Source organism: Dehalobacter sp. (genome assembly GCF_030063005.1).
Lineage (GTDB): Bacteria > Bacillota > Desulfitobacteriia > Desulfitobacteriales > Syntrophobotulaceae > Dehalobacter > Dehalobacter restrictus.
In genome coordinates, this window is the sequence record NZ_JAPDHR010000044.1 from 1 (window position 1) to 13,111 (window position 13,111).

10 protein-coding genes and 1 pseudogene are annotated in these 13,111 nt (G+C 41.8%); 9 read left to right on the top strand and 2 right to left on the bottom strand.

All coding sequences use genetic code 11. The annotated features are described in order from the left end of the window. The first annotated feature begins 150 nt into the window (after positions 1-150). A pseudogene (locus OKX56_RS11730) lies at positions 151-461 on the top strand (heavy metal-binding domain-containing protein). A gap of 235 nt (positions 462-696) precedes the next feature. After that, entirely contained in the window at positions 697-1,377 is a 681-nt protein-coding gene (locus tag OKX56_RS11735) for an alpha/beta hydrolase (RefSeq protein ID WP_019226855.1), read from the top strand. A gap of 13 nt (positions 1,378-1,390) precedes the next feature. Here OKX56_RS11735 and OKX56_RS11740 read toward each other — a convergent pair whose 3' ends face one another. Beyond that, positions 1,391-1,843, bottom strand: coding sequence for a hypothetical protein (locus OKX56_RS11740; RefSeq protein ID WP_019226856.1), 453 nt, complete (start codon positions 1,841-1,843; stop codon positions 1,391-1,393). Positions 1,844-2,178: 335 nt separating this feature from the next. Between OKX56_RS11740 and OKX56_RS11745 the strand changes: the two genes are divergently transcribed. The 5 genes from OKX56_RS11745 to OKX56_RS11765 all read left to right on the top strand — a co-directional run bounded on the left by OKX56_RS11745 (position 2,179) and on the right by OKX56_RS11765 (position 8,129). Then, positions 2,179-2,373 carry a hypothetical protein gene (locus OKX56_RS11745; protein ID WP_019226858.1) on the top strand — a complete coding sequence of 65 codons (195 nt, stop codon included), beginning with the start codon at positions 2,179-2,181 and terminating at the stop codon, positions 2,371-2,373. A gap of 6 nt (positions 2,374-2,379) precedes the next feature. Beyond that, positions 2,380-3,327, top strand: a complete 948-nt coding sequence (locus OKX56_RS11750) for a polyprenyl synthetase family protein (protein ID WP_019226859.1) — start codon at positions 2,380-2,382, stop codon at positions 3,325-3,327. Further along, complete coding sequence (locus tag OKX56_RS11755) at positions 3,317-5,671, top strand: sensor histidine kinase (RefSeq protein WP_019226860.1); 2,355 nt, start codon at positions 3,317-3,319, stop codon at positions 5,669-5,671. Before OKX56_RS11750 ends, OKX56_RS11755 begins: the two co-directional genes overlap by 11 nt. Positions 5,672-5,797: 126 nt before the next feature. Next, positions 5,798-7,087, top strand: coding sequence for an IS110 family RNA-guided transposase (locus OKX56_RS11760; RefSeq protein WP_019226861.1), 1,290 nt, complete (start codon positions 5,798-5,800; stop codon positions 7,085-7,087). A 391-nt stretch (positions 7,088-7,478) separates the two neighbouring features. Continuing rightward, positions 7,479-8,129, top strand: coding sequence for a response regulator transcription factor (locus OKX56_RS11765; RefSeq protein WP_019226862.1), 651 nt, complete (start codon positions 7,479-7,481; stop codon positions 8,127-8,129). On the opposite strand, the gene OKX56_RS11770 is transcribed toward OKX56_RS11765, so the two are convergent. After that, positions 8,059-9,603, bottom strand: coding sequence for an MBL fold metallo-hydrolase (locus OKX56_RS11770; RefSeq protein WP_019226863.1), 1,545 nt, complete (start codon positions 9,601-9,603; stop codon positions 8,059-8,061). The two genes, OKX56_RS11765 and OKX56_RS11770, sit on opposite strands and share 71 nt — an antisense overlap. A gap of 238 nt (positions 9,604-9,841) precedes the next feature. Between OKX56_RS11770 and OKX56_RS11775 the strand changes: the two genes are divergently transcribed. Together OKX56_RS11775 and OKX56_RS11780 are read left to right on the top strand one after the other, a co-directional pair. Then, the gene (locus tag OKX56_RS11775; RefSeq protein WP_019226864.1) at positions 9,842-10,954 is read left to right on the top strand and encodes a PEGA domain-containing protein; all 1,113 of its coding nucleotides are present in this window, start codon (positions 9,842-9,844) and stop codon (positions 10,952-10,954) included. Positions 10,955-11,138: 184 nt separating this feature from the next. Next, a complete protein-coding gene (locus OKX56_RS11780; RefSeq protein WP_242837085.1) occupies positions 11,139-13,079 on the top strand; it encodes a cell wall-binding repeat-containing protein in 1,941 nt (646 codons plus the stop codon). The last annotated feature ends 32 nt before the right edge of the window (positions 13,080-13,111 follow it).

The window sequence follows — 13,111 nt, forward strand, 5'->3', positions numbered from 1 at the left end:
ACTGGTATTATTGGGTTTGTGGTTATTCTCATTATACCAGATTTGGTGGTTTCCTTGTTGTATTTAACCATACTTTCAAAGACTTTCAAGGTTTCAACCTACCCGACAGGGTGGGAAAGTTGAGTTATTAACTTAATGGAGGAAACCAACATGATTTTAACAACGACACCGTCCGTAGAAGGACGCAGGATCACCGAATATTACGGGGTGATTACCGGAGAAGCCATTATGGGAGCCAATATTGTCCGCGATATTTTTGCGAGTATCACCGATGTGATCGGCGGTCGTTCCGGCACCTATGAAGAGAAACTGCAGGAAGCCCGCAATATCGCCTTGCGAGAAATGGAAGACCGGGCGTTCCAGATGGGAGCTAATGCCGTAGTCGGCATCGACCTGGATTAAGAGCCAACGGCAGCATGCTGATGGTCAGCACTTCCGGAACCGCCGTAAGAGTAGAGTAGTTCCCGGAATTCCAAAGATGCCCGCGGGTTTTGAACCGGCGGGTATTTTTCTGCAAGTTTATATAAGATTGAAGAGGAACGATCGCTAAAAAAGAGAAATATAAAAAATAATGGTTACTCTGTATCGCTTCAAGATTACTGTGATGATTTTCTTATAATTTTGGAACATAATAAAGATATCGATATATATCATAAATGTGACAGGTAAAAATAGGGGCAATGATAGGTGAGCTCTATGGATAATAAGAAAACGAAATGCCTAATCATTCATGGGTTTGGTGGCGGGGTACACGAAGTGAAGCCTTTGGCCGAATATTTGACTGCTCTTGGTTATGATGTTGTTTGTCCTATATTAAAAGGCCATTCAACAACCAGACATGAAATGAAAAAATCAACTTACATGGACTGGATAGATTCTGCTGAACGTGAACTTTTAAGATTGAAAGAAATTGGGGAAGAAATTCTGCTGATAGGGTTCTCCATGGGAGGGCTGATTGCATTTAATCTTGCTTGTAAACATGATATTAAGGGTATTGTGACAATCAATACCCCCATCTTTTATTGGAATATATACCAAGTGTTTCGTAATATTGCGGATGATATGAAGAACAAGAAGCCTAACCATATCAAGAGATATTTACAAGCAAAAAAGATCTCACCGTTTTTGTCTATGATCCAATTTTTGTTATTACTACACCAAACAAAGCCAAAATTAAAGGAAATAAATTGTCCAATCCTAATTATTCAGGCTGAAGATGATGATACTGTAAGAAGAAAGAGTGTGGATTATATCAATAAACATGTGTCGTCGGACAAGAAAAAGATTAGGTATTTCCCAAAAGGCGGTCATTTGATCCTTCTAAGTCCGACGGCTGAACAGGTGATGCTATGTATTGAAGATTTTTTGCAAATGTGATTGCAAAATGTTCCTATGATGTGCTTTTCTTATAACCTTTAAATAAATAATAGCGAAACAGTAGTCCTAGCGTAATCCCAAACACAATTGAACCGATCATTTCTGAATAATAATCATTGATCGGTCTAGGCGGAATAAAGTTACGCCCTTCAATAAGCCACATGAAAATGACTTCTAATGTTAACCAGTTTAATAAACTAATGCCAATACTTTTGACTATAAAATAGTCATGATTTAAGAATTTAAGTGCGTAGTAAAAAACAAGAGATAATACACAACCTAATATGATGGAATATATCGCTCCCAGGATAGCATTAGGCCTGTCCAATGTTATCATAAAGCTAGTAAGCTGATATACACTATACTTGGCAAACCCAAAAGTCATGAGGATTCTTGTCACGATTTCATAGGGAATCGTGGATAAAGCTCCCATAAACATAGCTAAAGTTGGTTTATCGTATTTCATCTTTCGTACTACCTCTTTATAAATGTTTGAGATTAGTATTCCCAATATATACATTTTTACAAGTATTTTTTTGCAATTCCTATGATGAGTTTTAGGAGGCCCATGCCCACCGCAGTCGGGGCAGGGCTTTTATTTTTTGAACTGTATGGGATAAAATGTAAAATTCGACAAAACATTCTATTATTCGCTGAAGGAATCTGGCGCTATTTGAAGAATTCTCCTTATAATTGATCAAGCTGAGGGAAATGTACCAGAAATGAATGAGAACTTTGACTAAAGACTACTTTCAGTAAGACAAACGGTAAATTTTTTTATTATGAAAGGGGTTTTTTAAGATGAACTATGAAGGTATTGCTAATTTGGTTCATGAATGTGTCAAAAATCCCAAGAATTTAATGACCAAGGATGACAAGTATGGTAAAAATGCTGTAAAAACCAGTGAGCTCTCTGTCATACAAAATGTTTTTTCCCGATGCGAAGTATCCGGGGGTACTGTGGCAATTGAAGTTGGTATCCTTGAGACGTGGTAATAAGCCATGATCCTTCAGCCCGATCAAGTTATTGATGCCGAAATTGTAAGAATCTTAAGGTCATCCGGACTGTGTTTGGAAATGGGCCGAATAATCCAAGCTTCGCTAAATGCCGACAGCCCAACGGGTGAGTTGTTTAGGTGGGCTCATTTGACCAGTATGTGCTGTGAGTGTATAGGCGGGGATACGGAGACTGCGCTGCCAGGGGCCATAAGTATGGAGTTATTTGCCCTGGCAGCGGATATTTTTGATGATATACAGGACAAGGATCATGATGATTTGCCCTGGCGTCAGATCCCTGAGGCCAATGCCATTAACTTGGCCAATTGTCTTTTAATGCTGAGTTTTGAGGCTATAGCCGCAATACCGGATGATAGGATTTACAGGGAAGTCTGCACAGCGCTGCAGCGTATGGGAACCACGGCCAGTAACGGGCAGTTCCTGGAGTTTCTCTATACTGACAGCCAGCGGGTATCGCTGGAACAATACTTTGATATGGTAAGGCAAAAGTCCGGCAGTATAACTGCTTGTGCTTGTAAAATTGGGGCCATCCTTGGAAATGCCACGGAAACGCTTGCAGAGTCCATGGCCAAGTTTGGTCTCAACTTCGGGATTATGAACCAAATCCGTAACGATCTCAATGATTTTCTGGATTTTGAAAAAAAGAAAGATTTTGTTAGCAATAAGAAAACCCTGCCGTATGTGTATTTATGTCATACACTCAAGGGTGAAACAGCCGGACAGTTTAAGCGTTTAACACAATGTTACACCGGAGAATCACAAGCGTTTAGAGATAAAGAAAAACATCTGTTAAAGCAGATAGCTACCGAAGAAGGGGTTGCCCAGTACTGCTCCGTAATGTTTGAAATTTACCGTCAAAAAGCTCGGGAAATTCTAGAGACCATTCCTGTTCCGGAAAAACAGAAGGAGAAGATGATCAATCTTGTGGGGTAGATTCATTAACCGGCAAATTTATTATATTGCGAGTATCGTCTTTATTGTGTTGGGGCTGGTTTATTTTTCTGCTTGCCTACAGCAACCTTACATTGGGCTAAATTTAGAGAACGTCAATGGTCAATGGCTGATAACATTTTGCGATACCCACGGAGAAGGCTATCGCTCCGGTATTGAGCTGGGGGACCAGATCCTGAAAATTAACGGGGGGGACCCAGGGGAATACGATATAGTTCAAAAATGGAATCTAATGGAAGGCACTTCCTCGATTGAATTTTGTAAGCAGGGTGAACTTTCAGCTCTGGAGATTATAATACCCAAACACTTTGATTTACTCACAGTTATGAGCGAAAGCCCTACGTTTCTTTTAGGGTTCATTTTTTGGCTTTTAGGTTTTTTGACCTGGATTAAACGCCCTTTTCTGCGACAGGCCCGTACTTTATTCTGGCTGCTATGGTTGTTTGGCTTGGTGATTCTTCTTACCTACGCTTCCGGCCGTTGTCTGTTTTTCGCTAAAGAATTGGAGTATATAGCGTTTTCGGCAGCACCTGTATTGTTGATTGCTTTTTTTTCCATTTTTCCTGTTCTCAATAAAAATTGGATCAATACATACAGCTGTAAAATCGCTGTTATTCTATCTGCGATTATTCTTATCCTGACTGTCCTACAGTCTTTGGGGTTAGTCCATCTTGCGAGTTTTATCAGAAAACTGGCATTGTCCAATATGCTTATCGGAATTCTTATTTCGGTATGGAACCTAGTCCAAGTCATGAGGCTACACAAAGACCGGCCGGAAAAAAATGAAGCAGGGATTGTCCTAACCGGAATGGTGATTGGTTTTTCACCGAGCGTAGTATTAATAGCCCTTCCAACAATTTTTAATATGCACAAGCTGGGTTACACTGAGATTAGTACCATCTTTGTTTCTGCCGTGCCAGTCTCTTTATATTATGCGATTGTTAACAAGTATTTGCCGGACAGCCGAAGGTTGTATAAAATAATAATTACCAATTTCCTTACAATAATTTTTATTAGTTTAATTGCCTTGTACGTTCTTTACTTTTGTAAAATTATCAATACTATTAATATCGAATTTTATTTATCTGCGTTTTTCCTATCCCTGCTGTTTTTTGTTTGTCTTTATTTTATTCGGCTAATTATCAGCAAATTATTGGAAAGGCTTAGCTTTTTCCAAACAAATATCGGCTTGAAACAAAGGGTTGCGGAGTTAAACAAAAGCATGACCTCCCTTATCTCTGAAGACCATGTTTTTGAAGAAGCTGTCAAAACGTTAGGAATTGACGGGGTGTTCATCATTGTTGAAAATGAACAGACCGGCTGTTTGAGAAAAGCGGTCGGCCGGTTTAGAAAAAACCGTCAAGAACAGTCCGAATTAGAAGCGTATTTTAGTCGAAACCAAAAACAAGATTTGGAAGCAAGATTTCTTTCGGATGATTGTCCCGCTGAGATTTTTGTGCCGTTTGTTTCCCAAAATTCCACTTGCGGCATTTTCTTTGGGCACCGCTATTCCCATATTAAATTTGAAAAGTCTGAATTACCTTTTCTTACTTTGCTTGCCGGTCAGCTGGCCTACGAAGTGCTGATGCTGCTGATTATCGACAACTTGACCAAGGATATTAATGCCTTGACGCTAACATCCTGGAGCTCGCAAAAAAGAAACCGGGAACTTCAGTGTATTACCAATTCCTTAATCCGAATGATTGAACGAGGCAAAGGAAGTTTGTCCAAAGAAATATTGGATGGCCCGGTACAGAGTGTTCTGGATATCAGCCGCCTGCTGAAAATATTGGAAAAAGAAAATCTCGGTGATGATACGACCCAACAGGTGGTTTCCTGGATCAGAAATCAAATCAATGATCTGAACTATGATCTGAATCAAACGGTTCACAATTTGCGTCCGCCAGTTTTATCGGATTTGGGTTTAATTCCTGCCATACAATCGCTGTTTCAGGATATTATGCTGAAGGAACCAAATTTCATCATACTGGAAACAGAAGGTATTGAGTTAAATGATCATTTTTCAGAAGACGTCGAAATAGCCGCTTACCGCTTTATACAAAAAGCAATAATCAATTCACTGCGTTATTCCGGTTCAAAGAAGCAGACAGTCCGTGTTGAACTAAGTGGAGATAAATTAGAATTAACGGTGAAGGATAATGGACAAGGTTTCGATCCTGATCAACTTGAAAAAGGATCGTTAGGCGGGGCACATTTCGGTTTAGCAATCATGAAAGAACGTATTGAGAGCCTAGGGGGACAAATGCTGATCAGTTCCGGCTTTCAGAGAGGTACAACGCTTAAAGCTACGATTCCGGTATATTAAGATACAATTGAAGCATTCCTGTAATGAATGAAAATGATCTTTGAGAAATAAACAACCCCCTGCTATGATTTTATGTGTGCCTGACAAACGCACAAAAATCACAGAGAATCAGGGGGATGTAAACAGATGAAGAACCGTAACAATCAAAAACTAGAAGCAATAACACCTAAAACACTGATAGTAGGAGTCGACATTGCCAAAGAAACGCAGTGGGCCCGGTTCGTAGATTATCGGGGCATAGAATTGGGTAAAGCCCTGAAATTCCAGAACGATAAAACCGGCTTCGAAACTATCTTAGCAAGCATTGAAGTGATTTGCAAGAACAAAAGACTTGACGACGTAATCGTAGGAATGGAACCCACAGGGCACTACTGGAAGCCGCTGGCTAACTATCTGTTGATGCATGAAGTAAAAGTAGTCATGGTTAATCCCTATCACACCAAAAAGGCCAAAGAGCTGGATGACAACAGCCAGACCAAGAGTGATAAGAAAGACGCTCTAACTATAGCGAAACTTGTGCGTGACGGCAGGTATTACGAAGTATATATGCCTCAGGATATATTCGCGGAACTAAGAGTGTTGGCAAACGCCAGGATCAGCCTGATGAAGCGGCATAACGCTTTAAAAAATACCATAACAGCAGTCATGGATGAATACTTTCCTGAAATGAAACTCGTATTCAAAAGTCCATTAAATGGGAAAGCGTCCATGCAGATATTAAAGACCTGTCCATTCCCTTCGCTGATACTTGAATTGGGAGTTGAGGGAGTACTTGTCGAGATAAAGAAAGTCGTCAAAAAGACAGTAGGCAGGAAGAAGGCTCAGCAACTTGTAGAAGCAGCCCAAAACTCCATAGGCGTGAGTTATGGAACAGCGTCGTCAAAGTTGAAATTAGAGTTGATGATTGAGGAATTGGAATTATTAACAAAGCAGCTCGAACAAGTGGAAAACACAATGGAACTGGCCCTGGCTGCGACAGGAATCGGCGAAATAATTCTCAGCATCCCCGGCATAGGCGTGGTCACCGCAGCAAGTTTTTTAGGCGAGATAGGCGATCCGATGAGATTTAACCATCCGCGTCAGATAAGCAAAATGGCCGGATACAACCTTGTTGAAGACAGCTCTGGCAAGAGTAGAAGCGGAACAGCAATCTCCAAGCGCGGAAGAAAAAACTTAAGGAGTATTTTATACCTGATGGACATGACAATGGTTGCGGTAAACAAAGAAATGAAAGAACTTTACCAATACCTGAAAACGCGTGAAACCAATCCGCTTAAGAAGAAGCAAGCACTTGTTGTTATTTCCAAAAAAGTAATAACAGTAATATACAATCTGGTAAAAAAGCAAACCGAATACAAGGCAGAATTAGTGCTTGGGGAATACAGAAAGAACCAAATTGGCAGTCAAGCTGCTTAAGCCTAAATACGGCTTAAACAGCCCATTACAAGGGTTTTGGTTACGTGCTAGATGTCAAGGGTATATAAACGGCTGCGCCGCCCATGACATCCGACAAGGCAAGTGGCTATGTTACAGCAAAGCAAGAAACATGAAATCACGCCGATAAAGCGGAGATAAGGAGATCACCTCCATTAGGGCATGACCCAGCATTAAAGCTTAAACGCTATCTCCGCTTTTATCCATAAACAGAACGAAGGAATGTAAGGGCATAGACCCAGCGAGTTATGATAGGGTGAGTTTTGGATAGCACTGGCGAAATTCATGTAAAATATTGCGTTTCAAGAAATACTGCGATTGACGGAGTAATTCGTTGATATATTTCAAAAATTGAGATAGTTAGGTGGGTTAAATGAACGTTAAAGTTTTAATTGTTGACAGTCACGGGCCTTTTGCGGAGAATACCAAATTCCTTTTTTCCATGGAGCCGCAAATTGAAACAGTTGGGATTGTAAAAAATGGGGAAGAATGCCTTGATTTTGTCCGTCAATCTCCGCCTGATGTCGTATTGCTGGATATCCATCTGAATGATAGCAACGGAATCTCTTTGATCGAACAAATCCAACGAATTGCGCCCACAGTAAAAATCATTTTGATGACTGAATTTAATCAGGAAGGGTATGTCATTGCAGCAAAGAGTAAAGGGGCCCAGGGGGTAATCATAAAGGATTTGCATATCCGGGAAGTGGTCCAGGCCATTCTAAAGGTCATGGATGGCAGAACGTACTTTTTTCAAAGTCCTTTAGCCTTTCCAAAAATTCAGATAGATATTGATGAAATGCACTTTCCAGTCAAGCCTGTGGAAATTCTTAAAAATATATTAACTCCTGAAGAAAAGGAAATCATGAGATTATTGACCAAGAGGTTGTCCAATAAGGAGATAGCTTCCATTTTAGGCGTGTCGATTCGTGTTCTCAGTGAACGAATCAATATTATCCTCCTGAAATTTGGCGTGAATACCAAGTTAGAGGCTGTTTTAACCTGGCCTTTTGTAGAGCCTTAAGCTCCCCGTTTTCCAGTGCCGATAAGGGTCCATGCCCACAGCAGACAAGGCAGGGCTTTTTATTTTTGTCTTCTAATTCTCCCAGCAGCTTCATGATCTGTCTGCGCATCTCGGTTGCTTTTGGCGAGTCGATGTTCACACTCCGCATCAGGTAAGGTGCCAGGGAATTGAACGCGGCTCTTTCCTCGGAGAAGCCGCTGATATTCACGAGGTTATCTCCGGTAAATGCCAGACCGTATTCTTCGCAGACAAAGATCATCTCACCGTAAAGATGGCCACCGCTGCCTTCGAAAACCTGAAATTTCAGATCCGCAACGGTGAATTTCGCGATAGGGATCAGTTCTTGGTGTTCTTCGGGTGCCGGGGTCGGGGAGTCGGCGTCGAGTACCTCGAACTGCCCGGGATTTGGCGGGGAATAGCCGGAGATGATCCGGCTGAGCTTGCTGTAGCCCCAGCCCAGATCACTGTTTTCACGGTAGTCGGGCATTCCGGCGGCTTGGCATCGTAGACTGTCGGCACTCTTTTGGTTTAAGCCGATACGTATGCCTTCCAGTTTGGAGAGCAGGCCGCAGTGATCGACATCGGCATGGGTGATAAAGACGCGTTTAATCAGCGTATCCCAGGCCGGGAAAAGTACCTTGAATATCTTGAACATTTCTTCGGCATAGATTGCATAGCCGGTATCAACCAAAACAAGTTCTTCAGCTGAAGCAAGCACATAGGTGTTGCTGCCACAGGGCGGCTGAATGCTGTACAGTGTGACCTGTTCGCTAATCTGGACCTGATCGATGTCGGCGCTGAAATGGCTGCCGCGGTACTTGCTGATAAAATACGCAAAACGACGGATATAGCCAAAGACTTTTTTGGGGCTCTCACCGGTTTCCTGCAGCATCTGGAGGATTCGGTTGGATTCGGAGATGAATTCCATGGTTTGCTCTGTGCTTAAGGAAAGGATATGCTGCATTTCATTCGCCAGGCGGATATAGAAAATCGTATTGTCCAAATTCTTTTCAAAATCGTCATATTCGATGATATCAATCTGATAAACTACGCTGATATCATCGAGCAACATTTTAATCATATCCGGATTTTCGATCAGCAGGCCCATTTTGAAATCCTGATAGGGTGTACCGTTGGCACTCGAGTTCAAATACGAAATATTAATATTATAGAGATCCAGGATTTTCAGCACAGGCAGTACGGCACCAGGCTGATCCGGGATTTTGATATTGACCTCAATGACACGTGTTTCAGAAATTTCATTTTTCAAGTAGCCGACTGTTTCAAGTTCTTTGGCGATCTTTTGATGGTTTTCTGCTGTTGCCTCAACATCCAGAAAAAGCATGTGAAGATCGACCGCTTTATTGTAGCTCACGCGGACAATATTGCCACAGTATTTGGCAATGATTTTGGAAGCGAGCAGGAAAGCTCCTGTCTTATCAGGCATGCGGGTAACATAAGATTTTCTGTTCATAACTACCTCAAATCAAATAATTGGTTGTATTTATTATAAAGTTCTGCTCGTTAATTTTCCACAGCATCATACAGTCAACCTATTTTAGAAGCCGAAAAGTTTATATTTACATAATGAAAAATAATACGTATTATCATATTGTAAGATAATTCACAAATGATTTTGTCTTAAGCCATATGTTTTTTCTGAGAAATGGACAGGTACATATTTTTAAGAACGACAGGGGAAAGCTGCGAATATGAAATTAAACGTTACACGACAGTCCCAGATAGCCATCGTTGGCATACTTTTGCTGGCAGTTGTTCTAATGGCCGGAAAATTATTCATCCCAGTTAATATCATTAAATTTCATACTCCGAATCACTTATTCAGTCAGGACACTATTTTCTATTTCCGTGATTATTTAGAAAAGATAGGGGCTATTGTGACTTTGGATGAGAAAGCCCAAGAAATTACGGTTCAAACAGGCTTGGATAGCTATTATCTTGACATCAAGACCGATTCGACGACGCAGGGAATCCCAATCTATGTCAATAACACGTACATTGGCAAAACACCGGTTAAGAAAAGGCTTTCAGCAGGAAAATATGTGGTTGTGGCGAAAAACCCCGGACATGTGAGCTCAATACGCTATTTAACACTTCGGCCAGAAACTGCTTCGATTAAACAGATCATATTGCCGGTGGACCAAAAAAACTATGAAGGATTTCTAGATGAAATTATCTTACTTGGCTACAAACCTATAAGGGTTATGGATTACTATAACCATGTTCCGATTACCAAGAAAACTATTGTTTTAAGGCATGATGTGGATGTATCCGCTGAGGATGCCTTAGCTATGGCAAAGATTGAACATCTCAGAGGAGTCAAAAGTACCTATTATTTTCGTTGGGGCACCGCTGATCCTGAAGTTCTCAAAGAAGTAAGGGCGCTAGGACATGAAGTTGGGCTGCATTACGAGACTTTGGCGGATTATTCCCTGCAATATCATCTCAAATCTGCGCAGGATATAACGCCGGCTGTCAAACAAGAGTTGCAAAGACGATTAAAGTCGGAAATTGCTCATTTCCGACAGCAATTTGGAAAAGTATATACCATTGCTTCCCACGGGGCAGAAGAGAATATTAGGCTTGGCGTTACGAATTATCAGGCAATTATGGCCGGGGAAGATCCGCACAATTATGGTATTATCGGTACTGCCTATGGACCCATAATCCAACACTTCACTTATATGAGCGATTCAGGCGGTATCTGGGAACCATTTCCTTACCCAAAACTCGAAGAAAGCAGCGCCGGCCCGTTTTATATCTTGATTCATCCCATCCATTGGGCTTCCGGTTTAAGCCGATAACCTTTTGAGCCTCACAGGTATGCTCGCAAAATTTCTTTGCATATTTTCTGCTTAAAAAAAGAATTATGATCGTTATTTTTCGGTAAATAATGGTATGATATAATATAACGGTAGAATCACTTTCATATAGAGGATTATGTAAGGATATAATCAGCTGTAAGGTGAAAGGAGATAAAAAGTGAAAATGTACGCAAAGCGATGCATTTTTGTATCGTTGACTTTAATCTTATGTCTGGGCGCATTTGTCCCTGATGCTTTGGCATTATCCGCGATCTCTACGCATCGGATTTCTGGGGATACACGATATACCACTGCCGCTAATATTGCCAAAGAAGGTTGGTCCGGAGGTTCACAGTGGGCGATTATCGCCTGCGGAAGTAACTTTCCCGATGCCTTGGCCTCAACCCCTCTGGCGGCCAAGTATAATGCTCCGATCTTACTGACGGAAAAAGACAGTCTAACAGCAGTTACGAAGTCCACGCTGACTGCGCTCGGCACAAAGAATGTCTATATTGTCGGTGGAACAGCTGTCGTTTCTACGGCTGTTGAAGCCCAGCTGAAGTCGATGGGAATCTTAGTTACCCGACTGTCCGGAAGCGACAGATATTATACCTCGGTTGAGATAGCTAAGCGTATCGGTAATACATCCGGAATGCTTGTCGTCGCTCCCGGGGGTGATTATCCGAATGCGCTTTCGGTTTCATCCTACGCCGGCAAAAAACAAATTCCAATGATCCTGGTGGACAAGAGTACGGTCAGTGAAAGTCTGAAACAATATGTAGCAAACAACAGTATTCAGCAAACCTATGTGATCGGTAATACTGCTGAGATCAATGATTCAGTCGTCAACGCGCTTCCAAGCCCGACACGCATTCAAGGCACCGATCGCTACGCAACAAATCTAGCGGTTTTGAAAGCTTTTGAGTCCGAATATGCCTTTGACAATACATTTTTAGCAACCGGTAATAATTTTGCCGATGCCTTGGCAGGCTCATCCTATGCCGCCAAATTGAGCTCACCGATCATCTTGACCGGAAAAACATCGGACAGCCGCATTAATAATTACTTATCAGCCCTAAGCTCCAGTATTACACAGCTGAATATACTTGGTGGGGAAGCTGCAATTTCATCATCCCTGGTCAACAGTTACCTTGGGATTGAAACGGGAGGGACCTTAACCGCCAAAGAGATCTTTGCCAAGGTCAGCCCTTCTATCGTTTACATTGAGACCTATGATAGCAGCGGGAATGCTTTGGGGAGCGGCAGCGGGTTTATTGTTGATTCCAGCGGCAAAGTCGCGACGAACTATCATGTCATTAAAGGTTCGTACAGCGCGAAAGTAAAAACAGCTGCAGGAATAACCTATGATGTCCAAAAGGTCTTAAGCTATAACGAAACAACCGATCTGGCCATACTTAAAATTAGTGCGACAGGATTGACTGCTGTCTCCCTCGGTGATTCCAGCCTGATTGAAACAGGGGATAATATCTATGCGATCGGCAACCCGTTTGGATTGGAGGATACTATATCTAACGGTTTAATCAGCACAAAATCCAGAGATATTAACGGAACGACATATATTCAGATTTCTGCTCCGATCAGTTCCGGTTCAAGCGGCGGGGCGCTGGTGGATGATCAGGGGAAAGTTATTGGTATCACTGCTGCTGTGTATTATGGCGGCCAGAACTTAAACTTTGCAGTTCCGATTAACCTGTTAAGACCAATGCTCTCGGAGAATATTAATAAAACGCTGCCGGAAATTCTCCCGGCCATTTACAGTGTCTTTTCCAATATGGCTTCTTATATTCAGGATGCCTACGGCACAAACGTGATTGCAGGCCAAACAATAAAATATGCCGTTACCGTGACTACCTATCAGGGTAATACCGATACTTCCCATGATGGAAGTGCATTTATCGTATTTACGGTTACCCCTGAGACAGATTCTGCTGAATCCGACGTGCTGGATAATCATTTCAATGCTTATCTTGTGTGGCTGGAGGCTATGCTGAATGACCTTCAAACAAGGTATGGCTCGAATGCGTTCAGCGGTGGAATGTACTACGGAGACTCATTCTATATGTCATTTGATAATTGGGACGGGTATACGCAATACTGGTATTAGGAGATTTGTTAAGGACTTTTCAATCCTGCCAA